Annotated in this window: 27 protein-coding genes and 1 pseudogene; 15 read left to right on the plus strand and 13 right to left on the minus strand. The window is 54.5% G+C overall.

The genetic code is table 11. From position 1 onward, the window contains the following. Positions 1–140: 140 nt before the first annotated feature. A complete protein-coding gene (locus IGQ16_RS01720) occupies positions 141–806 on the minus strand; it encodes an ABC transporter ATP-binding protein (RefSeq protein WP_297060007.1) in 666 nt (221 codons plus the stop codon). A gap of 25 nt (positions 807–831) precedes the next feature. Between IGQ16_RS01720 and IGQ16_RS01725 the strand changes: the two genes are divergently transcribed. Together IGQ16_RS01725 and IGQ16_RS01730 are read left to right on the plus strand one after the other, a co-directional pair. Then, complete coding sequence (locus IGQ16_RS01725; RefSeq protein ID WP_297060009.1) at positions 832–1,719, plus strand: Sll0314/Alr1548 family TPR repeat-containing protein; 888 nt, start codon at positions 832–834, stop codon at positions 1,717–1,719. Positions 1,720–1,868: 149 nt separating this feature from the next. Continuing rightward, entirely contained in the window at positions 1,869–2,609 is a 741-nt protein-coding gene (locus IGQ16_RS01730; RefSeq protein WP_024123947.1) for a tellurium resistance protein TerC, read from the plus strand. Here the strand turns inward: IGQ16_RS01730 and ndk are convergent. Next, positions 2,584–3,036 carry a nucleoside-diphosphate kinase gene (ndk, locus tag IGQ16_RS01735; RefSeq protein WP_024123948.1) on the minus strand — a complete coding sequence of 151 codons (453 nt, stop codon included), beginning with the start codon at positions 3,034–3,036 and terminating at the stop codon, positions 2,584–2,586. The genes IGQ16_RS01730 and ndk overlap by 26 nt on opposite strands. A 55-nt stretch (positions 3,037–3,091) precedes the next feature. On the opposite strand from ndk, the gene IGQ16_RS01740 reads away from it, so the two are divergent. Then, on the plus strand, positions 3,092–3,889 hold the full coding sequence (locus tag IGQ16_RS01740; protein WP_024123949.1) for a PhzF family phenazine biosynthesis protein: 798 nt from the start codon (positions 3,092–3,094) through the stop codon (positions 3,887–3,889). Here IGQ16_RS01740 and cobO read toward each other — a convergent pair. The 3 genes from cobO to IGQ16_RS01755 form a co-directional block, all read right to left on the minus strand. Next, the gene (gene cobO, locus IGQ16_RS01745; RefSeq protein WP_024123950.1) at positions 3,886–4,488 is read right to left on the minus strand and encodes a cob(I)yrinic acid a,c-diamide adenosyltransferase; all 603 of its coding nucleotides are present in this window, start codon (positions 4,486–4,488) and stop codon (positions 3,886–3,888) included. The two genes, IGQ16_RS01740 and cobO, sit on opposite strands and share 4 nt — an antisense overlap. 3 nt (positions 4,489–4,491) lie before the next feature. Beyond that, positions 4,492–5,448, minus strand: coding sequence for an RNA polymerase sigma factor, RpoD/SigA family (locus tag IGQ16_RS01750; RefSeq protein WP_041428862.1), 957 nt, complete (start codon positions 5,446–5,448; stop codon positions 4,492–4,494). 640 nt (positions 5,449–6,088) lie between these two features. After that, a complete protein-coding gene (locus tag IGQ16_RS01755) occupies positions 6,089–6,409 on the minus strand; it encodes a hypothetical protein (RefSeq protein ID WP_024123953.1) in 321 nt (106 codons plus the stop codon). Positions 6,410–6,764: 355 nt separating this feature from the next. Between IGQ16_RS01755 and IGQ16_RS01760 the strand changes: the two genes are divergently transcribed. Next, positions 6,765–8,306, plus strand: a complete 1,542-nt coding sequence (locus IGQ16_RS01760; protein ID WP_297060014.1) for a bifunctional pantoate--beta-alanine ligase/(d)CMP kinase — start codon at positions 6,765–6,767, stop codon at positions 8,304–8,306. A gap of 57 nt (positions 8,307–8,363) precedes the next feature. Next, the gene (locus IGQ16_RS01765; RefSeq protein ID WP_297060016.1) at positions 8,364–8,717 is read left to right on the plus strand and encodes a hypothetical protein; all 354 of its coding nucleotides are present in this window, start codon (positions 8,364–8,366) and stop codon (positions 8,715–8,717) included. 52 nt (positions 8,718–8,769) lie between these two features. Here IGQ16_RS01765 and IGQ16_RS01770 read toward each other — a convergent pair whose 3' ends face one another. Further along, complete coding sequence (locus IGQ16_RS01770) at positions 8,770–8,991, minus strand: DUF4327 family protein (RefSeq protein WP_024123956.1); 222 nt, start codon at positions 8,989–8,991, stop codon at positions 8,770–8,772. 277 nt (positions 8,992–9,268) lie between these two features. On the opposite strand from IGQ16_RS01770, the gene IGQ16_RS01775 reads away from it, so the two are divergent. From IGQ16_RS01775 to recF, 4 genes are all read left to right on the plus strand, one after another. Beyond that, positions 9,269–10,477, plus strand: coding sequence for a M20 family metallopeptidase (locus IGQ16_RS01775; RefSeq protein ID WP_297060018.1), 1,209 nt, complete (start codon positions 9,269–9,271; stop codon positions 10,475–10,477). Positions 10,478–10,484: 7 nt separating this feature from the next. After that, complete coding sequence (locus IGQ16_RS01780) at positions 10,485–11,138, plus strand: response regulator transcription factor (RefSeq protein ID WP_024123958.1); 654 nt, start codon at positions 10,485–10,487, stop codon at positions 11,136–11,138. A 329-nt stretch (positions 11,139–11,467) separates the two neighbouring features. Next, entirely contained in the window at positions 11,468–11,956 is a 489-nt protein-coding gene (locus IGQ16_RS01785; RefSeq protein ID WP_297060020.1) for a DUF427 domain-containing protein, read from the plus strand. 10 nt (positions 11,957–11,966) lie between these two features. Further along, positions 11,967–13,106, plus strand: coding sequence for a DNA replication/repair protein RecF (gene recF, locus IGQ16_RS01790; protein WP_297040849.1), 1,140 nt, complete (start codon positions 11,967–11,969; stop codon positions 13,104–13,106). Here the strand turns inward: recF and IGQ16_RS01795 are convergent. Both IGQ16_RS01795 and IGQ16_RS01800 read right to left on the minus strand, forming a co-directional pair. Next, positions 13,045–13,431: a hypothetical protein gene (locus tag IGQ16_RS01795; protein ID WP_024123961.1), complete on the minus strand. Its 387-nt coding sequence runs from the start codon at positions 13,429–13,431 to the stop codon at positions 13,045–13,047. The genes recF and IGQ16_RS01795 overlap by 62 nt on opposite strands. Before the next feature lie 12 nt (positions 13,432–13,443). Continuing rightward, complete coding sequence (locus tag IGQ16_RS01800) at positions 13,444–13,749, minus strand: cell division protein SepF (RefSeq protein ID WP_024123962.1); 306 nt, start codon at positions 13,747–13,749, stop codon at positions 13,444–13,446. Between the two features lie 232 nt (positions 13,750–13,981). Between IGQ16_RS01800 and IGQ16_RS01805 the strand changes: the two genes are divergently transcribed. The 5 genes from IGQ16_RS01805 (at position 13,982) to IGQ16_RS01825 (ending at position 17,324) form a co-directional block, all read left to right on the plus strand. Further along, the gene (locus IGQ16_RS01805; protein ID WP_297060022.1) at positions 13,982–14,767 is read left to right on the plus strand and encodes an energy-coupling factor ABC transporter permease; all 786 of its coding nucleotides are present in this window, start codon (positions 13,982–13,984) and stop codon (positions 14,765–14,767) included. 109 nt (positions 14,768–14,876) lie between these two features. Continuing rightward, on the plus strand, positions 14,877–15,179 hold the full coding sequence (locus IGQ16_RS01810) for an energy-coupling factor ABC transporter substrate-binding protein (RefSeq protein ID WP_297060024.1): 303 nt from the start codon (positions 14,877–14,879) through the stop codon (positions 15,177–15,179). Next, complete coding sequence (gene cbiQ, locus IGQ16_RS01815; protein ID WP_024123964.1) at positions 15,180–15,971, plus strand: cobalt ECF transporter T component CbiQ; 792 nt, start codon at positions 15,180–15,182, stop codon at positions 15,969–15,971. 1 nt (position 15,972) lies between these two features. Continuing rightward, positions 15,973–16,827 carry an energy-coupling factor ABC transporter ATP-binding protein gene (locus IGQ16_RS01820; protein WP_297040953.1) on the plus strand — a complete coding sequence of 285 codons (855 nt, stop codon included), beginning with the start codon at positions 15,973–15,975 and terminating at the stop codon, positions 16,825–16,827. Between the two features lie 134 nt (positions 16,828–16,961). Further along, positions 16,962–17,324: a response regulator gene (locus IGQ16_RS01825; RefSeq protein ID WP_024123966.1), complete on the plus strand. Its 363-nt coding sequence runs from the start codon at positions 16,962–16,964 to the stop codon at positions 17,322–17,324. 2 nt (positions 17,325–17,326) lie between these two features. Here IGQ16_RS01825 and IGQ16_RS01830 read toward each other — a convergent pair whose 3' ends face one another. Both IGQ16_RS01830 and IGQ16_RS01835 read right to left on the minus strand, forming a co-directional pair. Next, positions 17,327–18,589: a phospholipid carrier-dependent glycosyltransferase gene (locus IGQ16_RS01830; protein ID WP_297060026.1), complete on the minus strand. Its 1,263-nt coding sequence runs from the start codon at positions 18,587–18,589 to the stop codon at positions 17,327–17,329. Between the two features lies 1 nt (position 18,590). Beyond that, positions 18,591–19,718 carry an HhoA/HhoB/HtrA family serine endopeptidase gene (locus IGQ16_RS01835; protein ID WP_041428869.1) on the minus strand — a complete coding sequence of 376 codons (1,128 nt, stop codon included), beginning with the start codon at positions 19,716–19,718 and terminating at the stop codon, positions 18,591–18,593. A 154-nt stretch (positions 19,719–19,872) separates the two neighbouring features. On the opposite strand from IGQ16_RS01835, the gene IGQ16_RS01840 reads away from it, so the two are divergent. Continuing rightward, positions 19,873–20,733 carry a prephenate/arogenate dehydrogenase gene (locus IGQ16_RS01840; protein ID WP_041429363.1) on the plus strand — a complete coding sequence of 287 codons (861 nt, stop codon included), beginning with the start codon at positions 19,873–19,875 and terminating at the stop codon, positions 20,731–20,733. On the opposite strand, the gene IGQ16_RS01845 is transcribed toward IGQ16_RS01840, so the two are convergent. From IGQ16_RS01845 to IGQ16_RS01855, 3 genes and pseudogenes are all read right to left on the minus strand, one after another. Then, positions 20,710–21,201 carry a phosphate-starvation-inducible PsiE family protein gene (locus IGQ16_RS01845; protein WP_024123970.1) on the minus strand — a complete coding sequence of 164 codons (492 nt, stop codon included), beginning with the start codon at positions 21,199–21,201 and terminating at the stop codon, positions 20,710–20,712. The two genes, IGQ16_RS01840 and IGQ16_RS01845, sit on opposite strands and share 24 nt — an antisense overlap. A 2-nt stretch (positions 21,202–21,203) precedes the next feature. Beyond that, the gene (locus IGQ16_RS01850) at positions 21,204–21,959 is read right to left on the minus strand and encodes an MBL fold metallo-hydrolase (protein ID WP_024123971.1); all 756 of its coding nucleotides are present in this window, start codon (positions 21,957–21,959) and stop codon (positions 21,204–21,206) included. Positions 21,960–21,969: 10 nt separating this feature from the next. Further along, a pseudogene (locus IGQ16_RS01855) lies at positions 21,970–22,466 on the minus strand (serine/threonine protein kinase); the annotation flags it as partial.

A 22,466-nucleotide genomic window follows, 5' to 3' on the forward strand; every position in this document is an offset into this window, starting at 1 on the left:
TACTATCCCCCACGGGCCTTCACAGTGCTGCGGGTTTTCCATCCTTGCAAGAAGGGCTGTACCTCTTGTGGTTGTAGCAGAAAATCAAGCTGTAGAGCGACTTTGCGTCCCTGCGGTAACAAATTGCAAAGTTTTGCTACCTAAGTATTAAAACTTATTACAGGACTTGACTGAGGGGAAGTCAGTGGTACTAGACAACCGTTTTCCAATCGCCACCTGCGATCGCTCATCTCCTGCAGTTCGGTGGCCTCATGGGTCACCACAAGAAGACTCCAGTGTTCCTTGAGGCGGCCCAGTAGCTGTACCAATTGGCGGCGCATGGACCAATCCAGACCCGCTGTGGGTTCATCGAGCAAGAGCAGGTAGGGTTGACGCACCAGTTGCACAGCGAGAGCAAGGCGACGCTGCTGCCCACCACTGAGGGATTCAGGGCGGGTGTGCAAAGGCAGGTGATCGAGGCCAACATCGGCAAGAGCACGGTAAAAATTTTCGTAGGGAATTTCTGGGTGGCCAAAGCGCAACTCTTCAAGAATGGTGCTGCCGCAGAAGTAGCGATCTGGGAACTGAAAGACCAATCCGGCCAACTGTTGTAAATGATCCGGTGTGAGAACCTGATCCTGCCATCGAATGATTCCCCGACTAGGGGTGGCCAAGCCCGCTAAAATTTCCAGTAGGGTGGTCTTGCCGCATCCACTGGGTCCGATAATCAATCCCAGTTCAGCCATACCCAAGTCTAAATTAATGTCCCGCAAAATGGGTTGAGGGGTGGCGGCGGGATGGTAGCTGAGATGGCGAACCGAAAACAAGATGCAGACTCCGGAGGTAACGACTGTGCAAAGACGTCAATGGCGCCTATGGCAATACTTTGCTCTCTATCTTAGTGGAGCGATCGCTCCCTGGGTACTGAGTACGGCTGCCCTTGCTGGAGATCCTTTCCGGAAAGGCCCCCAGGCGCGACCCATTTCGGATGCAACGGAAGCCGTCTTTGTTGCCCTCTTTCGCGATGGTGACTATGTCAAAGGTAAGGAGTTACTGCCCGCTGCCCTAGAGCGCGATCGCCAAGAACCCCTAACGCTGACGTTGGCTGCCGCCATTGCCTATCTCAATGAAGACTGGGCAGAGTACAAACGCTATGCTGAGGCAACCCTCCGCGCTGCCCAAGCCCTCACGCGCCGCGATCCCCTGCGGGGTAACCTTTACCAAGCAGTCGGTCACTTCTTGATGGCTGGCTATGAAATCTCCGATGCGGGATCCGGTCCTGTAATGGGTACGCCAGCCGCTCTGTTGCGGGTACAGCGGGTTCTCGATCATGTGGGCCGCGCCGAAGCTGTCAATCCTCGCGATCCGGAATTGAATCTTATCCGTGGCTTTATGGAGTGGGGCATTGCTAGTAATGTCAGCTTTGTCAGCATGGATCGGGCGATTCAAACCCTGCAAACCTACGCTGCTCCTGATTACCTGAGATATCGGGGGTTAGCCTTGGCCTATCGCGATCGCAAGCAATGGCCCCAAGCCTTAAACGCCGTTGATCAAGCCTTGGCACTTGCGCCCAACAATCCAGAACTGTTTTATCTGAAAGCCCAAATTTTAGCCGCTAGTGGCAAGCGATCGCAGGCGCAGCAATACTTCCAGCAGGCCCTTGCCAAACAAAACCAATTGCCACGAGGCATTCGCGAGGAGATTCAGCAGTTTAGCCGCCGTATCCTACCTCAGGGCTAGGGTACTCGCTCCGACAAAGGAACTCCTTGGGTTTCCAATACGGAATCCAATACTGACGTCAGGGGTGCCATCCTTGGGAAAAAGGCTGTACCGCTAGTGTGCGACGATAAGGATAAGCAGCCAAAAATCTGGAGAACTTCCCTCGCCCAATGATTGATGAACTACTGGAACTCTCGCCCAACTGGGGACTAGATACCCTGTTGTTACTTGTGGTGTTGTTGGCATTGGAAGCAGTTCTCTCAGCGGACAATGCGATCGCCCTAGCAGCTTTGGTGCGCGGCATCGAAGATTTAGATCAACAGCGGCGGGCACTCAATCTGGGACTCGCCATTTCCTATGTTTTTCGGATTGGGCTTATCCTCACAGCCACTTGGGTCCTGCAGTTCTGGCAGTTTGAGTTGGCGGGGGCCCTTTATCTGCTGTGGTTATCGGCAAAGTACTTTTTCTTTACGACTGAGCCAGAGCATGAACACGAGCGGGTGATTCGTTCTTTTTGGCAGGCAGTCCCCCTGCTGGCCTTAGCGGATTTGGCCTTTTCCCTCGATAGCGTGACCACAGCGATCGCCCTGTCGGATGAGCGTTGGCTGGTATTACTCGGCGGCACGATTGGGGTGATTATGCTGCGCTTTATGGCGGAGCTATTTATTCGTTGGCTCAAAGAATTTTCTCGGCTTGAGGATGCGGGCTATTTCACAGTGACGCTAGTGGGCCTGCGGCTGCTGATTCGTGTCATCAATCCGCAACTCGTCCCCTCTGACTGGGTGATGATTAGCCTGATTGCCCTTTGCTTTACGTGGGGCTTTTCCAAGCGGGAGGTGGAGGAGCCAGACACTCCCCCAACCCTCTCCAAATCAACCCATGAGCCTACATCTCATACACCCAAGAGGTAAGGGCCGGCTCCCAAGGCACGAGTTCCTGGGTTTGGAACCAGAGATTGATTTCCCGCTCCGCATTTTCGGGACTGTCGGAGCCGTGAATCACATTCCGTCCCACATCTACGGCAAAATCGCCCCGCAGCGTTCCTGGTTCAGCATTGAGAGGGTTGGTGGCACCAATGAGTTTGCGGGCACTGGCAATCACCCCCCGTCCTTCCCAGACCATGGCCACCACTGGCCCAGAGGTAATGAAATTCACGAGCCCCGGAAAGAAGGGCTTGTCTTTGTGTTCGCCGTAGTGCTGCTCCGCAAGTTCGCGGCTGACGCGCATGAGTTTGAGGCCGACCAGGGTGTAGCCTTTTTGTTCAAATCGTTGGATAATCGTCCCCACTAGCCCACGTTGCACACCATCGGGCTTAATGGCTAGAAATGTCCGTTCCACGCAGTATGTCCTCTGCTCGATCTACAGGATTGATCTTACGGTTTTCGGGGGTCGGATGCCGCTACCACTGTACCAAGTTGATGCTTTTACTCAAGAACCCTTTCAGGGTAACCCAGCGGCGGTTTGTGTCCTAGAAGCATTTCCTGGGGATGAGACCTTAAGGGCGATCGCCCGTGAAATGAACCTTTCAGAAACGGCTTTTGTCGTACCGCTGGCCAGTGGCTTTCACCTGCGCTGGTTTACCCCTGTGGCGGAAGTGGCTCTGTGTGGTCATGCCACCCTCGCAACGGCCCACGTCCTCTGGCAACACCAGGGGGTGGTGGAGGACCTAGAATTTCATACCCACAGTGGTCTCCTGCGTGCCCAGCGCCTTGGGGATTGGATCGCCCTTGATTTTCCGCAGCAGCCCGTAACCCCCCTTGAGGATCAGCAGGTGCAAGCTTCAATCATTACAGCACTGGGAACAACGCCCCTGTTTATGGGACAAGCAGGGAGTGATCTGCTGGTGGAGCTGGCCGCTGCCGATGCCGTAGCCCAGTTGAAACCCGATTTTGACCAGATTGCCCGCCTGCCCTGCCGGGGACTGATTGTAACTGCCCGTGGCGAGAAATATGGATATGACATTATTTCTCGCTTTTTTGCCCCCCAATTGGGCATCCCAGAGGATGCCGTCACGGGCTCTGCCCACTGTAGTCTTTATCCCTACTGGCAAGCCAAGCTCGGTCAACGGGAACTGGTGGCCTATCAAGCTTCAGCACGGGGCGGCGTGATTAAAATGCAACCCCAAGGGGGCGATCGCCTGCTGCTATTGGGTCAGGCGGTTACCATCTTCGCCGGGGAACTCCTGCTTTAGAATTCGATCCCCGGCTGTGCCCTGACCCCCTGCTCACGAAAGGGATGCTTGACAAGGGTCATTTCTGTCACCAAATCCGCGGTCTCAATCAGGGCCTGGGGAGCACCGCGCCCGGTGAGAATCACATGGGTCATTTCTGGCTTGCGGGCAAGCCCCTCGAGCACCTCTGCCACATTTAAGTAGTCTAGCTTGAGGGCAACGTTAATTTCATCCAGCAGCACCAGGCGGTACGCGGGGTTTGTGATGTAGCTGAGGGCCAGCTCCCAAGCGGCTTGGGCACAGGCAATATCCCGCTGCCGGTCTTGGGTTTCCCACGTAAAGCCCTCCCCCATTGCATGGAAGGCCAATTGGTCTGACCAATGGCTAAGGACGGTTTTTTCCGCTGGCTCCCACGCCCCCTTAATGAACTGAATAATTGCCACTCGGTAGCCATGCCCTAGGGAACGCAGCACCATACCAAGGGCCGCTGTGGTTTTGCCCTTACCGTTGCCTGTATGGACAATAATGAGACCTTTTTCACGGGTGCGCTCCGCGAGGCGTTGGGCCTGCACGGCTTTGCGCTGCTGCATTTTTTGGCGGTGCTGTTCGTCAGTGAGCATGGGCTAGCTGGCAAGGTACTCGTGAATATCGCCCCGGCGTTTGCGGAGTTTGCTGAGGGCTTCCCGCTCAATTTGCCGTACCCGCTCACGACTAATGTTGAGCAGTTCTCCCACTTTGGCAAGGGTGAGGGGTTGACCATTCTCTAGACCAAAGCGTAGGGAGAGGACGTGGCGTTGCTGTGGGGTCAGATCCGCCATCAACCGTTCGAGGTCACTGCGCAATGAGGATTGAGTTGCAAACTCCTCGGGTGAAATGGAGGAATCCTCCAACAATTCCCCCAACTCTGTATCCTGATTATCGCCGACACGGACATCAAGGGAGAGGGGCTGCCGTGCCCGTTCGAGGTATTCCCGCACTTGGGCGGGGGTTAACTCCAGTTCTGCGGCCAGTTCGTTAATCGTGGCAGCGCGACCCAGGCGTTGGGACAGTTGTCGCTGGGCTTTTTTAATTTTGTTCAGCTTTTCGGTGATGTGGATAGGGAGGCGAATCGTCCGCCCCTTTTCAGCGATCGCCCGTGTGATGGCCTGGCGAATCCACCAGTAGGCATAGGTAGAGAAGCGATACCCCTTAGTGGGGTCAAATTTTTCTACCCCTCGCTGCATCCCGATGGTTCCCTCTTGAATGAGATCGAGCAAATCCACATTGCGCTTGATGTACTTTTTGGCCACCGAAACCACTAGCCGTAGGTTGGCTTCCACCATTTTCCGTTTGGCGCGCTCGCCATTCTCGATAATTGTCTCCAACTCTGCTTCACTGATGTTGGCGGCGGCAGCCCATTCAGCACGGGTGGGTTCACGGTTGAGTTCTGCCGCCAGCTTTTCGCGAATCTCGTTCATGGCGGCGAGCTGCTGCACTTGTTTTCCGTAGATCACTTCCTGTTCATGGGTGAGCAATGGCACACGGCCAATCTCCCGTAGGTAAGTGCGCACTAAATCTTTTGAGGTATCCATAGTCCCTATCGCTCGTTCTCAAGGTTGACAGCAGTGATTCGTCCAAAGCCTAGGAATATCGTTTTCTCTATAGGATGGGCGATCGCCCCTGCTAAAGATCGCGGCCAAGCCAACGGTGCTTTAACAGCTTTTGCAAAGCTAGATTACATATATTAAGAATCTTAACATTTCTAAATCTGTTCGGCAGAATACTAACACTGACCTTTAGCGGTTCTTAATCTTTCTTTTATATTTTCCTTATTGACAAAGCTCTATGAACTTTGAAAATAGAGACGAATTCAATAAATCCTCTATGCATGCCTCCGCCCCCCCGCCCTACTGAAGAGTTATCCATTCCTGCAGCTAGGGGTATGCAGTCGCCTTTTAGGAGTTGGACGTGCTGTCTTGGAGAAGGGATTTAATTTGGGCTAACAATTGGCCAGGTTTCCCCTCCTCAAAAAGGGCATTCACCAGGGCCAACCCACTGGTGAACAGGAGCAGTTTATTAAAATCAGCGGTGCTGCCGCCATTGGCAAAGCATAAATTTTGGCATTGCCAATCACCCCCGGTTGGGGGCAAGGGCTTGGCGAACCTAAAGCATTATAGGCCGGCGCGGTAATTTCGGTGTGGGGAGCGATGGCTCGCTGTTTTTAAGGGTTTCTAAGGGTTTTTAATTTGCAGCAGCCACTTCGGTGGTTGAGGCCACGGCGGCATCTTTACGTTTTTTCTTCTCTGTCACTGTTACAGGTCGCATTTCAATATGGTTGAGCAGGGTCGTGACAAAGGCAAAAAGCAAAAAGGGCAAGGTTAAGACCAAAATTAGCCCCCCGACCAGAAACGCCTGCACTGGATTGTTGTAGAGGGTGAGGGAGGCGGCCAAACCAATAAAGATCACAATTAGCCAAACAATGACTTGGCCATAAATATCCCCGAAGGTGAGGGTGCAGACGAAACGGTATTTTTGTAAACTGTTTTGTAGTTCATTGGCCATAGGGGCTATCCTCGCGGCGTATGCTCAACAGTTCCAGTTAAAAAACAAGCTTTTGACTAAGGCGGGGTGAAAGTGGGAGCTGTGTTACAGGGTTTGCAAGTATAGAAAAACGAAAGTACTTGAATTTTAGAGAACCTGCCCGCAAGATTAAAGCTTTTGCAACAAATGTACAAACTTTGGTCAAAAAAAGCAGGCCCGGGCACTAAACAGAGCCTTTCTACAATGGGGATACCCTAAAAAATCTCTCTGATCTGAATCCTGGTTTTCGCAAGCTTGAGTGGCTTCTCGCCGTGGGAAAAGGGCTGTAATATGACAGATTGTACCAAAACTCCATCCATTGCCCCCGAAGCACTTTATGGGTAAGTTTTACCGTTTAACCACCACGGCGGGTTTACAGACTGCCCTTGGCACATTCTCTCCGGCAACCACGGTTGGTTTTGTGCCGACAATGGGGGCACTCCATGGGGGGCATGCTGCCTTGATTCAGCGGGCACGGCAAGAGTGTGATGTGGTTGTTGTCAGTATTTTTGTCAATCCACTGCAGTTTGGTCCCCAAGAGGATCTGGAGCGCTATCCCCGTGCCCTTGAGGCCGATACTGCCCTCTGTCAGCAGTTAGGGGTGGATCTGCTCTTTGTGCCCAGTGTGGCTGAGCTTTACCCAACGGGGATGAAGCACTTGACCGTGGTGGAGCCGCCAAGGGAGTTAACGGAACACCTCTGTGGGCGATCGCGCCCCGGCCATTTTCGCGGGGTAGCAACAATTGTGCTGAAGCTGTTGCATCTAGTCCAGCCCGATCGCGCCTACTTTGGGCAAAAGGATGCCCAGCAGTTAGCGATTATTCGCCGCTGTGTAGCGGACTTGAATCTGGAGGTGGAGATCATTGGCTGCCCGATTGTCCGCGATGCCGACGGCCTTGCCCTGAGTTCCCGCAATCAATACCTGAATGCTGAGGAGCGCGCCACTGCCCTTGCCTTAAGCCAAAGCCTAGAGGTGGCTCAGGCTGCATTCCGTCAGGGCTGCTTGGAAGCGAGTCTGCTTCTAGCCCAAGTGCAAGATCATCTGCGCCAGTTTCCCCAGTTGCGCCTCGACTATGCCGAATTGGTGCATCCCCAGACCCTTGTGCCCTTGGAACGCATTGAGACCGTGGGTCTGTTGGCGATCGCTGGCTGGGTGGGGCAAACGCGCCTCATTGACAATTGTCTACTGGATCGCCGCCTGCCGATTCTGGCGGTGGATGGTCCTGCCGGTGCTGGGAAGTCAACCGTGACGCGACTGGCTGCCCAAGCCCTAGGGTTGCAGTATCTTGACACCGGTGCCATGTATCGGGCGGTAACTTGGTGGTGCTTGGAAAATAATATAGATTTCCACGATGAGCCAGCGATCGTAGAGGCGATCGCCCATTGTCAGTTGCATCTTGAGAGCCGTGATCCCCATCAACCAACGCGAGTGTGGATCAACAATCGCGAGGTCAGCCAAGCGATTCGCTCCCTAGAGGTGACGCAGCGGGTATCCCAGATTGCCGCCCTGCGCGGTGTGCGGCGGCTAATGGTACAACAACAGCGGGCGATCGGAGCCAATGGGGGAATCGCTGCTGAAGGTCGTGATATTGGCACCCATGTCTTTCCAGAGGCGGGCTTGAAAATTTTCCTAACGGCCTCCCCCCAAGAGCGTGCCCAGCGCCGCTGGCAGGAATTACAACAGCAGGGACAATGCGACCTCTCCTATGAAGAATTGCTTGCTCAGATGACCGCTCGCGACACAGCGGATCAGCAACGCACCTACGCCCCCTTTCGTAAAGCGGCCGATGCGATAGAAGTTTGCACTGACAACTTGGGGATCGATGAGGTAGTGAGTAAAATTGTCCACCTCTACCGCAGCCGCTTTCCTCAACCTTGAAGAGCAAGAGAGATTTCCCGTAGAGTAAAAGGGATAGTCTGCTTCGGGATGAACTCTATGGATCGCAATCCCCTCGAAATCGTCCAGCAACTCTACTACACCGGTATTGGAGCTGCGGCTGCCGCCATTGAATCGCTACAGGATGAAGCCAAGCGCCAAGAATACCTGACGCAGCTGCGAGTGGATGCCCGGCACCTGGCCACGGTCTGCGCTGAGAAAGGCCGACTCACTGAAGCCCAGGCCCGGGAACTAATTCAAGCCTTTATTGCTCAGCAGCGGCAATCCCCTTCAACCCCTGAGCCTGCTGCTCGCGAAAGTGCCGACTTGGCCGCAGATATTCAGACGCTTTTGGAAACCCTGCGAGCCCTTCGCCAAGACCTACAGCAGGACTTAGACGCACCCACGTCCTAGGATTTGCGCATTAGGGGAAGGAGGTGCCCTCAATGATTGTTCTTTAATCGTTTTAATCGTTGTCCCAGCACTCACGACCAATGAGGTCGCCAATGCGATCGCGCAGCATAAAATCACAGCGCTCTAACTCTGCCTCAATGAGGGGCCACTCCCGAACGGGCACAAACTGGCAGAGGGTGTAAATGGGCTGCTGCCGACTGACCACACCTTTGGCCACCAATCGTCGTGCTTCATCTTTGACGAGTTCAATGGAGTATTGAAGGGATTGAACCATAACATCCTCGTTTGGCTGAAGAGACCCTAGGAGTCAGAATTGGCAAATTGTAATATCCAATACTGAACTATTTTAATTTTTGCCCTAAGGAGCTACCTGCCATAATAACAAATGTTTCCTAAGTCAGGGGGTTCTGACGAAAAAAATCCTACGACTGGTGGAAGTAAGCCGTACCCAAGTTGCCTTGAGGGCTGAAGACCAATCCCTACCAATCCCCTAGCTAAGGGCATGCTTTATCCTAGAAGTGCATCCTAAACAAAATCTTAAAGACTGCCCCATGGCTTTCCATCTTCCGCAAGTGAGCTGCCAACTGCGTCCAGAGGTCGCTGCCCTACAACCTGAACTTGTGCAGTGGCGACGCTATTTGCACCAACGACCGGAATTGGGCTTTCAGGAACACCTGACGGCGGCCTTTGTCAGTGAAAAACTGCGGCAATGGGGGATTCAGCATCGCACTGGCATCGCCGAAACGGGCATTGTGGCGGTTCTTCCGGGATCTCGACCGGGGCCTGTGCTGGCAATTCGCGCTGATATGGATGCCCTGCCCATCCAGGAGGAAAACGATAAGCCCTATCGCTCTCTCCATGAGGGGAAAATGCACGCCTGCGGGCACGATGGTCATACGGCGATCGCCCTCGGCACTGCGAAATATCTGGCGACTCACCGCGATTTTGCTGGTACGGTCAAAATCATCTTTCAGCCGGCCGAAGAAGGTCCCGGTGGTGCCAAACCAATGATTGAAGCGGGGGTTCTCGATACGCCAAAAGTGGATGGCATTATTGGCCTGCACCTCTGGAATTTTCTGCCCGTTGGCACGGTGGGCGTGCGTAGTGGCCCGTTGATGGCGGCAGCGGAATTCTTTGAGTGTGAAGTGCACGGCAAGGGAGGACACGCGGCTTTACCCCAGTTTACGGTGGATACTGTGCTCGTTGTTGCTCAAATCATTACAGCGTTGCACACCATCGTCTCGCGCAATGTGGATCCCCTCGAGACTGCGGTGATCTCCGTGGGGGCAGTGCACGCGGGCACCGCAAAGAACGTGATTGCCGATACTGCAACGTTTCGGGGAACAGTTCGATACTTTAAGCCAGAGTTGGGGGACTGGCTACCCCAGCGCATTGAACAGGTGATTGCTGGTATCTGCCAGAGTCATGGTGCCACCTATCGCTTTCACTACGAGCGGATGTATCCCCCCACGGTCAACGATGCCAAAATGGCGAAATTAGTGCGCTCTGTTGCGGAATCGGTCGTCGAGGTGCCAGCTGGAGTCACGTCCCATTGTCAGACGATGGCCGCGGAGGATATGTCATTTTTTCTGAAAGCTGTTCCAGGCTGCTACTTCTTTTTGGGGTCAGCCAATGGCACACTGGGGTTAGATTTTCCCCACCACCATCCCCGCTTTGACTTTGACGAAACCGTTTTAAGTATTGGGGTTGAGCTGTTTGTCCGCTGTGTGGAGAAATACTGTGGTCTAGTGGAGACATAAATTTCCTATGTCCCTTACAGTACTCATTGCCGACGATGATCCCGGCATCCGCTTGTCGGTGAGTCGCTTTTTGGAATCCGAAGGGTACTGTTGCCTGACGGCGGGAGATGGGGCCCAAGCTTTGGAAATGATCCATCGCTATCAACCTCACCTGCTGATTACGGATATTGCCATGCCCAATATGAATGGCTATGAGTTAGTGCGGCAGGTCCGCCAGCATCCCTCGTTACGCTTACTGCCAGTGGTGTACCTAACGGCGCGCACGGAATTGGAGGAGCGAATTCGTGCCTATCGTACCGGCGGCGATGTCTATCTTGCCAAGCCCTTTGACCTCAATGAGTTAGCAGCGGTGGTGCGCAACCTACTCGATCGGGCACAACTGGTACAAATGGAGTGGCAGCAGCGACAGCAGCCTTTCTCTGTCTCGAAAAGCCAACGCGTTAGGGTTGATCTGACGCAGCGGGAAAAGGACGTTTTGGCTTTGTTGGTGGCGGGACTCTCCAATGCCCAGATTGGCGATCGCCTGCACTTGAGCGCGCGAACGATTGAAAAGCACGTCAGTAGCCTTTTTCAAAAAACAGCAGTTCACAATCGGGCTGAGCTGGTGCGACTGGCAATTGAACAGGGCTTGGTGGAGCGACAAACCAGTTCCCAACCTTGAGCTATAGCGGTTAGTTTGACATCCTCGCCGGCGATTCCTACTGCGCTCCGCAGGGATTGCACCTTGTCTAGTCGCTTTAAGGGATTCCTGCTTCCGACCGCTAGTGGGGTTGAATCCACAGGCCCTCCGGGGGTGTCTTGGATATTCCTGTTAGCATTGGATTTTCGTGCTAAGAACAATTAAGAACAATATTGTAGTCCAACTATTCTATGCTGTAACTAAGGCTGTAACTAAGAACGGAGACACCAATCCTGCTATCCTTGTGCGCCCTAGACGGCGGAGTTTGTTACGCCTTTGGTCAAAGCAGGATGTTCAGGAACTGAGAGCCCATGCAACAGATGCCCCCTGCCCCTGGTCAAGAGTCGGTCTGGGACTACCCCCGTCCGCCCCGTCTTGAACCCACGGCAAAACACCTGCGGGTGGTCTTTAATGGTGTGGTGATTGCTGACACCCAGCGGGGACAGCGGGTACTTGAAACCAGTCATCCGCCGGTGTATTACTTTCCGCCAGAGGATGTACAGTTGCAGTATCTGGTGCCCTCGGCACGGCAAACTTTTTGTGAATGGAAAGGACAAGGCGCCTACTACCACGTCAAGGTGGGCGATCGCCAAGCTGAGAATGCAGCGTGGTACTATCCCAAACCCACCCCTGCCTTTGCGCCAATCCGCAACTACATTGCCTTCTATGCTGCTTTGATGGATGAATGCACCGTGGATGGCGTGGTGGTGATTCCGCAACCGGGGGGCTTCTATGGCGGCTGGATTACGCCAGACATTGTTGGCCCATTCAAGGGGGCACCGGGAACGTGGGGCTGGTAAGGGCTGCTCAGTGTTTCTCAAGTCCCTCCATCTGCGCCACTTCCGCAACTACAGCGAGCAATCCGTGGTGTTTGCTGCTCCGAAAACTATCGTCGTCGGCGACAATGCCCAGGGCAAGTCCAATTTGCTGGAGGCTGTGGAGTGGCTGGCCACATTGCAATCCCATCGCACCCATCGCGATCGCGACCTGATTCAGCAGGGACAAGAGAGTGCCCAAATTGAAGCCACCCTTGAGCGCCAAGGGGTTCCCCTTGATCTGGCGGTGAGTTTGCGCCCCCCCTCAGGCCGTGTCCTACGGGTCAATGGCTGTACGGTCAAGCGCACTGCGGAATTTCTCGGTCAACTCAATGCGGTGGAATTTTCCTGCTTGGATTTGGAACTGGTGCGGGGCACACCAGCGATTCGCCGCAACTGGTTGGATCGGATTTTGGTGCAATTGGAACCCCTCTACAGTCAACTCCTGCAAACCTACCAAAAAGCCCTGCGCCAACGCAATGCACTCCTCAAACAGGCAGGCAGCCAAGGATGGGATGAAGCCCTCTGGCAAGCCTGGAATCAGCAATTGGTTATCAATGGCACCCGCATCATCCGCCGCCGACAGCGCCTCGTTGAACGCTTGGCTCCCTTGGCACAGCATTGGCAGCGAGTCTTGAGTGGCGATCGCGAGACCCTGACCTTGAGTTATGAGAGCCATGTGCCCCTTGGGGATGGCACCTCTGAGGCCATTGTGGCAGCCTTTAGTGAGGCCTTGGCGACTCGCCGCGCCATTGAACTGCTCCAAAAAACTAGCCTGGTGGGACCGCACCGTGATGATGTTGGCTTTTGGCTTAATGCTCAAAGTGCCCGTCAATTTGCTTCCCAAGGGCAGCAGCGCACGCTCGTATTGGCGTTGAAACTAGCGGAACTGGCTCTTGTGGAAAGTGTAGTTGGCGACACGCCCCTTTTGTTGTTGGACGATGTCCTCGCCGAACTGGATTTGCAGCGACAGGGAATTTTGCTGGAGGTGATGGGCGATCGCTACCAAACCCTGATTACCGCCACCCACCTTGCCCCCTTTGCCGTCCCTTGGCGCAAGCAGGCGCAAATTCTTAAGGTAACGGCGGGGACGATCGCAAGCGTGCCTGACACTGCTGCTCAAACCACCGACTAATCTGGGGAATAGTTAGCTCGGCAATAGGCACCCCCTCCCTTTTAGCCACTTGCCGTAGTTGCTTGAGAGCGCTGATGAGAATTTGGCCATACCACGTTATAAATCCCCCCTGGCGTGCTTCCTCCGCTTGCAACTGGGGATCGGCAGCAACCAGTTCATAGACTTGGGCTGCGGTCAGGTCTTCGAGGGGCTTCCCCTCAATCTTGGTACGTAGGTAACGCTGGGCATACACCGCCACTCGAATCGCAAAGCGATCTGCCGCTGGCAAAAGCAGTTGATCAATCTCTTGGCACTCACTGACGGTGAGCAGATCCTCAGGGGTCATCAATAGCCTTGCTTAGACCAGTCCAGCAGGTGTCGGTACTGCTGTGCGTTCTTGGATATTAATCACGTTGGGAGTAAAGAGAAAGACACCGTCCCCAAGGCGCGATTGATGGCCATTGATGGCATAGGTGCTACCCGCGGCGAAATCGGAAATGCGCTGTGCCTCAGCCACATCAAGGTGCTCCAGGTTGAGAATCACTGCCTTGTCCGCCCGCAGCGCTTGCACAATCAAGGTGGTATCACTGAGGGACTGCGGCTTGATCACCACTACTTCATAACCGCTACTCAAGGAATGACTAAAGGCAGTTAGTTCACTCATGACACCCCCCTTGGGAACATAGCAACCGTACCTATGGATTTAATAATCCCATTAGACTTCCATTTTGTTATACCAACTACATCAAAGTCTATGCATATTTCAGCTTTGAGATCTGGCTACCAATCAATTCTTGAGCTATGGGTGGCTGTTTTCCTTATCCGTTGAAGCCCCCACTAGGGATAGTCAGGCAATCGGTTGACCCCTAAAATGGGCGCTACTGGGATTGGAGGCTATGTCTAGTAATATGGTCAAACGTAGTCAAGCAAAGCGATATGCTTCCCTGGGGGCGATCGCCCTTCTGACCACATACCTCGTGGTAGCGAGTCCTAATCCCGCCTTGGCCATGCACATCAGTGAGGGCTTTTTGCCCCTAGGTTGGGCTGTGGGTTGGTGGCTGGCCTTTCTCCCCTTCTTGGCATGGGGACTGTGGTCATTGCAACAGCAGATCAAACAACACCCCGAATCCACCCTACTGGTTGCCTTGGCAGGCGCCTATGCCTTTGTTGTCTCTTCTTTGAAGATTCCCTCGGTGACTGGCAGCTGTTCCCATCCTATCGGGATTGCCCTTGGGGCTGTTCTTTTTCGGCCTCCCTTGATGGCAGTATTGGGGACACTGGTGTTGCTCTTTCAGGCCCTCCTCATTGCCCATGGCGGATTGACGACACTGGGAGCCAATGCCTTTTCGATGGCCGTCGTAGGACCGTGGCTCGCTTGGCTTACCTACTGCGGCGCGTCTCGTTTGAGAGTGAAGCCGGCGATCGCTCTGTTTGCCGCTAGCTTTATCAGCAATGTGGGTACTTACACCTTGACCTCTTTGCAATTGGCCTTGGCCTTTCCCGACAGCGTGGGTGGCGTGGCCACTTCCTTTGCCAAATTTGGCACCCTCTTTGCCGTCACACAGATTCCCCTCGCCATCAGTGAAGGGCTGCTGACGGTCTTGGTGTGGAACTGGTTGACGACCTACTGTGTTGCAGAACTGCAGGCCTTAAGACTCTTGCCTGAGGAAGAGTTGCCCTAAAGGACTCTACCGGCTACCGGAGGATAGTCATTTCTGGGATATTTGATCTGAAAAACTGGTAAAAACTGGCACTCGAGGCTGTGCAGCAGAAAGATGGTGGAGGTTTTTGATGAATAAAAAAATAGCGGCCCTCCTACTAGGAGCAGGAACCATTGTCCTGGGCATCTTTCCTTTACTTTTCGTTAAGGGGAATTTTGAAGGTGCCGATGCCCAAGCGCTGGACTTGATTCAGGAGGTGGCGCCAGACTTTCAGCCGTGGGCAAAACCCCTTTTTGAGCCACCCAGTAGTGAAGTGGAATCGCTCCTATTTGCGGTACAAGCAGCCCTAGGGGCAGGGGCCATCGGCTTTATTGCCGGTCAGTACCACGCCCGTTCAGCAACCCCTCGACATTCTAAGGATCCTAGGGCGTGAATGCACCATCACCTCGATATCTACGCCTACACCAATGGTCTGCGGCATCTGCACCCCAAACAAAAGCTAATTTTTGCGATCGCCAGCCTGTTATTTACGTTTTTTGCTCACCCCCTTGTCCAGAGCTTGCTTTGGCTATGGCTCAGCCTTTGGATTCTTGGCTATGCCCGCATTCCGTGGCGGGTTTACTTCACCCTCCTAGCTACAGTGGCCGTGTTTTGGCTAGTGAGTTTACCAGGGTTAGTGGTGCAAATCATCCCGACGGAGACTTTAAGGGCTTCGGGCCAAGTGGTTCTTAGTGACATCTCCCTAATGGGCTGGTCGCTTTTTATCAGTGCCGAGAAATTGCACCAAGGCTTAACGGTAGGACTGCGGACAATTGTTGCCAGCACCTGTTTACTATTGATTTTATTGACGACTCCCTTCCCAGCACTGTTGGCAGTGGCTGAGCGCTGGGGCGTTCCCGCTTTCGTCCTCGATGTCTTGATGCTGATGTACCGCTATATCTTCACCCTCCTCGAAACTGCCTTCACGCTTCAGTTGGCGCAGCGGGCGCGGGGAGGCTATCAACGGCGATCGCGCTGGCTATTCAGCGTCAGTCTCTTAGCAGCTCAGCTTCTGCAACAATCGCTGCATCGCTATCAAGCCATTCAGCTTGCTTTGGTCAGTCGGGGCTTTCAGGGGCCGTTTCGAGTGTTGCGCCCCTGCACCTATACCTATTCCCAGCGGTATGGCCTCGAAGTCCTCATTGGTGGCAGTGCCCTGCTCCTGCTAAACACCGTGATGGTCTAAGATGTCTGTCCCCCTATTGGAATTTCATCAGGTTGAGTTTCGCTATCCCAATACCTCTGAACCGGTTCTGCGGGACTGCTCCTTTACCCTAGAGACAGGACGGAAAGTTGCCCTTTTGGGCCTGAATGGCTCAGGGAAATCCACCCTCTTTTATTTGGCTGCTGCCCTCTATCGGCGCGATCGCGGCGAAATTTACTGGCAAGGGCAACGCCTGGTTCACCAACCGGAGAAACTGCGGCAGTGGCGGCAACGGATTGGCTTAGCCTTTCAAGATCCGGAACAACAGTTGGTGGCAGCAACCGTAGCCGAGGACATCTCCTATGGGCTGTGCAATTTGGGTCTCAGTCCCCCAGAAGTGGAAGCTCGCCTCTATCAAATCTTGCAGGAGTTTGATTTAGTGGCTCTCGCTGACCGCCCCTTACATCATTTGAGCTTGGGGCAAAAACGACGGGTGGCACTGGCTGGGGTCATGGCCTTGGCACCAAGGCTGTTACTCCTGGATGAACCCACCACCTATCTGGATCAGCAGCAGCGGCAGCAATTGCGAGAAGTGCTAGAGAAAATTCACCAACAGGGGACAACAATTATGATTGCTACCCATGATCTGGATTTTGCCTATGGCTGGGCAGACTGGATTATGACTCTTGTCAATGGTCAGGTGGCGGTGAGCGATCGCGCCCAGCAGGTCTTTCAACAGTGGCCTGACCTTGCGCCCCACCTGGGAACCCCCACCCTCCTTGCTCTCTGGCAACAATTGCCCCCCGCGTGGCGACAACAGCGTCCCTTCCCCCGTACGGTACCAGAATTTAGCCGAGAACTCGGGGCACTCTTTCGGCATCTGCTCGACCAGAACTAAAGAACTTTGCTGACGCTCCTTAGCCTTGGAATCAAAGTGGTACCCTGGAGTATAGACAGCATCATTGGCTGTTCCAGTGCATATTCTAGTGCATAATAGTCAGCGTATTGTTTGCGGCATCAGGCAAAACCCCTATGGCCACAATTATGGTTGTTGATGACAGTCCCACCCTGCGGGCAATGATTGTTGAACTCATGAAAGAACAAGGCTACGACGTTGTTGAGGCCGAAGATGGCATCGAAGCTCAGGAAAAAATCAAAGCCCAATGCCCTGACCTGGTGATTCTAGACGTGGTGATGCCGCGCATGAATGGTTATGAACTCTGCCGCTGGATTAAGGGAGAAGCGGCTTCCCAAAAGGTGCCAGTGATTATGTGCACAACTAAAGGTGAAGAATTTGATATTCACTGGGGCAAAAAACAGGGGGTGGATGCCTACATCACTAAGCCCTTTGATCCTGCAGAACTTGTTGCCAGCGTCAAACAGCTCTTGGGATAGCCCTAAATCCAAGACGGTAACCACATCCGCCTCAGAAAGTCTTGGGGCGTCAAGGGCAGTCCTAAATATAGGGGAAGCCAGTAAAGGAAGCCCCCGACAACTCCTCCTAGGACAGCAGTACGTGCCCAGCGTGCCCAGTCTCCCCAATCGCGGCTGGCTTCCCAGACCAAAGCCAAAGCCATAAAGCTGTAGAGGGCAGCGGGGAGGTAGTGATAGAGAAAGACACAGCGGGTTACAAGTGCCCAAGGCAGGAGATTGGCGGCATAGTTCCAGAGCACAAAATGGCCTGCCGTTGTGGTCAGCCCAAGGGGTAAAAGTGCAAGGGTGGCTAAGGTGCCGAGCCACAGGAGGGGCGGATTGAAGAGGGCATAGACGGCATAAACCCACTGGGTATCCGCCATGGGTAGGGGCGGGCCAATGACGGGCACCGGTTCGCTGAGGGTTTGTACTCGCTGAAAAAAGTAGCTCATGGGGCGCAGCAACAGCGGCCAAGACCACCATGGCGAGCAGTAGGGATGGGCGGTACTGGCAACGCTGCGGTGAAAGTGAAACATTTGGCGATGCAGCTCAAGGAGACTCTGGTGGGGATGAAACTGGAGATGGGGCAGCCAGAGCAGGGTATAAACCCCAAAGGCAACCAGGGGCAGGACCAGGCACATCTGCCACCACTGGTAGGTCGTCTTCCCCTCAGCGGCCAGCGGCAACCTCTGCTGGAGAACCCAGAAAAGCTCCACCCCCAGCAAGAATCCCAAACCACTCCACTTCACAGCTCCACAGGCGCCAAAGGCAACCCCTGCGGCCATCAGCCAGAGCGATCGCCCCCTGCCCTGGTGGCGCAACCCCCACAGCCAAAGAATCTGTGCCACCACACCAAAAAGCACAAGGGAGATATTGATGAGAGCATAGCGGGACTCCACCAAAAAGAGGCCATCGAGGGCAACGAAGAGTCCCGATAACAGCGCCACGCGCGATCGCCGGGTCAGGAGATAGGCCAACACTGCCACTGCCACGGGAATCAGCGATCCCATCAGCGCATTCAACCAGCGATAGCCCCAAGGGTGAAAGCCGCCCCCCAGCCAAATGCTCAGGGCAATCAGGTATTTTCCCAGCGGGGGATGGGCATCAAAGAAAGGCACACCTGCAAGATAGTGGCGGCCAAAGCGGGCAAAATAGACCTCATCAAACACTAGGGTGGGAAAGCGGCTCAGGCCCCAAAAGCGGGTGGCAAGGGCAAAGAGCCACAGCAGCAGTAGCCCCAAGGGCATCTTAAGCCGCTCCCTGCAACGCCGCTGTCCGCACCGCAATCCGTTGAGTGCGATCGCCCCGCTGAACGGTTAAATTCAGAACTTGCCCCACCGCGGCACTATCGACAATGTTCTGCAACTGATCGGCGCTGGTAATCGGTTCCCCATCTACTGCGGTAATCACATCCCCCCAGCGCAGACCAGCTTTTGCCGCAGGCGTATTGGGCAACACCTGTAGGACAAGAACGCCATTGACTTCCGGCAGAATCACGGGTGAGTTGGGGTTAGCATTGTTTTCCTTGGCCATTGCCGGCGTAAAGGTGGTCATTTGAATGCCAAGGTAGGCGTGTTGAATTTTCTCACCCCGAATCAGGCGGGTTTGCAGGGCTTTGGCTTTGTTGATGGGAATGGCGAAGCCAATCCCCATGGCATCGGCACGAATGGCGGTATTAATGCCAATTACTTCCCCCGCTTCATTGAGCAAAGGTCCCCCCGAGTTGCCGGGGTTGATGGCCGCATCCGTTTGAATAAAATCAAGGCGCTTATCGGGGATACCCACTTGAGCGCTGGAGCGGTGGAGTGTACTAACAATCCCCAATGTTACTGTGTTGTCAAGGCCAAGGGGATTGCCGACAGCGATCGCCCAATCCCCCACCTTCACCTCACTGGAATCACCAAGGGGCGCCGTGGGCAATGGTTCGGTGACCCCTTTGAGTTTGACAATCGCTAGATCAGACACCTCATCCACGCCGCGCACTTCCCCCTCAAAGACTCGGCCATCCTTGAGGCGCACTGTCACCGTATCGGCTTGACTCACCACATGGGCGTTGGTCATGACAATGCCACTAGGATCAATGATGAACCCTGACCCTTGACCCCGCAGCCGATCCTCTTGGGGGGGCAAGGCTAAACCGGGGAAAAATTGGCGAAAGAAGGGATCACTCAAGAGGGGATCGGGGGTGCGCACAATTGTGCGTTCAGTATCAATGCGAACAACCGCATCCCCAACCCGCTCTACTGCAGCTGCTACAAAACTATGGTGAGCTGCGGCTGCCCACACCGGTGTATTGCTATTCAGATACCAAACCAGGGTAAGACCAAGGCAAAATTTGAGGGTCTGCTGAAGTAAATGGGCAAGGCGTTTCATCATGGATGGCCTAGAGCGCAACAGATTTATTTCTGATTGTATCGAAGCTATCTCCGCTGGCTGTGAAGCCAAAGCACAAATGTGCAGCGGCGGAGAATATCCCTCAGAACAAGAATAAGGTCACAATTGGAAAGGTGTTTAGGTTAGAGGCGGGATGCTGCGCATTGGTATTGTCGGGCTGGGACTGATTGGTGGGTCGCTGGGCATTGATCTGCGGGCCAAGGGGCACTACGTGGTGGGGCTGAGTCGGCGCCCTGAAACCTGCGAGCGGGCGATCGCCAGGGGAGCCATTGACTGGGGCGGTACGGAGCCGCAAACTTTGCGTGCCCTTGATCTGGTGTTTCTCTGCCCCCCTATCGGCAGCATCCTTCCTGTTGCACTTGAGATCATCCCCTATCTCAGTCCAGAAACGGTGCTGACGGACGTGGGATCCGTCAAGGGAGAGATCGTCCCCGCCCTCGAAAAACTCTGGCCACGCTATGTCGGTGGTCACCCGATGGCCGGTACCGCAGAATCCGGCATTGAAGCGGCCCAAGCTCATCTGTTTGAGAATGCTCCCTATGTTCTCACCCCCACCCTGCACACCCAAAGTGTTGCCATTGACTGTGTCGCTGGCGTGGTCAATGATCTCGGGGCAAAGCTGCTCTATGCCACCCCATCGGATCACGATCGCGCCGTTGCTTGGATATCCCACCTCCCCGTACTGGTGAGTGCAGCCCTGATTCTCGCTAATGCCCAAGAAGCCAATGAGCCAATTCGGACGCTGGCCCAGCAGTTGGCTAGCTCTGGCTTTCGCGATACCAGCCGCGTTGGGGGTGGTAACCCAGAGTTGGGACGGATGATGGCGGAATATAACCGCGCTGCCCTGCGCCACTGCCTGATTCACTACCGTGCCACCCTTGATGATCTGATTCGCCAAGTGGAGCAGGAGGACTGGGAGCACCTGCAAAGAGCCTTAGAGCAGGCCAAAGCTTACCGTGAGCAGGTCTATCCCTCAGGGACGCCGCCGATAGTTTAGACGACGCACAATCCAGTAACTGGCAGACAAGGCCAAGATGGCGATCGCCAGCCCCAGGAGCTTTGCCACCGTTTCTGGTTGGCTAATATCCAGAATGATGATTTTACGGGCAATGGCAATCAGGGAGGTAACAATCACCAGCTCAACAATCTGGGAGGAGACATGGGTTTTCAGGTAGGCCGTGATGTTTTCGAGAATTTCCAATGCCACCAGAACATTGAGAAAGAGGCCAAAGATTTTCACCAGTTCCAAGCTAAACTGCCCCAGGGGGGGTGAGAGTAGCTCTACCGTCAAAATCCGCCCCAAATCAATAATGGCGACGATGACCACCAGCAGCATCCCGATCGCCAGCACCCGCGTTGCTATGCCTTCAATCCGGCTGAGAAGGTGCAAAAATCGCTGATTGTCCTGAAGCAGAATGACGACCTGTTGCCCAAGGTCAATCAAAGACCGCAACCAGCGTCGCATTCCTAAGCCTCAGCCAGCAGAACAAGGGGAGTGTAGGCCACTGGTTCCACCAAACGAGTGCTGAGTCCAAGCCGCTGAAACGACCCTTGTAATTCCTCAAGGGTTCCTTGAACCGAGAGTAGTCGCGGTAGCCATCCCTGAAGGCGGAGGCTGCCATTGCCCGCTGTCGTGATCATGACCTTCGGTTGTAGCCATTGCCCCAATTCCAATGCTATTTTGCCCCCCTTGAGAATCGCCCCCACCAGGGGTAAACACACATCCAATAGGGGGGTAATCACCACATCCACCTTGCCATAGCTGCGCAGCCACGGATCATGAGAGCCGTGGGGTTCATAGTAGAGACTTTGGGTACCCCAGCGCAGAATGTACCCATTTTCCTGTTGAGTGGGGCCGATACTGGCACCCTTGGTGGCTTGGATGGCCAGATCGCGGTAGGTATGGGTTTGGTGGGGGCTAAGGGAAATCACCGTTTCAAAGCCAAGACTCTGGGCAACGTTGGCGGCACTGGGGGAGGCAATGACTGGTAGGGCGCGATCGCAGGCACGGAGGGTAGGCTCATGGCAGTGATCCGGGAGTCCTTGGGAGAGCAAAATGATATCCACATCGCTCGGCATGGCACAGGGGCGCGATCGCTCCGCCTGAAATAGCCAGGGGGTATTGCCAAAGGTGAGCGGGCCCACCAACCACGGATCAACCAGAACCCTTGTAGAACCCAGCTTCCACAACCACGTATTGCTCTCCAGCCACATTAACTGCATAGCTCCGCTCCTACAAGAACTGCGCCAAAACGTTGTAAATCAACAAAAAGATGTTACCGACAACAACGCAACCTAAGCCGACTAAACCACACATGAGCAGGGCCGTCGGTCCCCCCAATCCCGCCTGCAAGGAAGGAAAAAAGAAAAGAGCCGCCCCTGACAATGTCCCAATGATTAATTGTTCCCAGTGTTCAATCCAGCCTTTGAGCTGCATAAATACCAAGAGGGCAAACACCCCCCCAATCACACCAGCACTGACCCCAAGGGGTAATTGCCAACTGGTCATTAAGCTGGAAACCATCACCCCCAACGCCGCCATTTCAAAGCCCGTAAAGCCCGCCCCCATGAGAATTTTGAAGGCGGGTAAGGGTGGAGGAGGCCGCCGCGGTGGTCTCGCCTTTGCAGGGGGTGCCCCTTTGGGAGACGGTATCGGCACCGAAGGTGACGGTGGTGAGCTCACTTGGGAGGGCGGGAGGGGTGCCGTCACTGGCTGTGGAGAGGGGAGCG

The sequence above is a fragment of the Thermosynechococcus sp. M3746_W2019_013 genome (assembly GCF_015296045.1).
In the GTDB taxonomy this organism is placed as follows: Bacteria; Cyanobacteriota; Cyanobacteriia; order Thermosynechococcales; family Thermosynechococcaceae; genus Thermosynechococcus.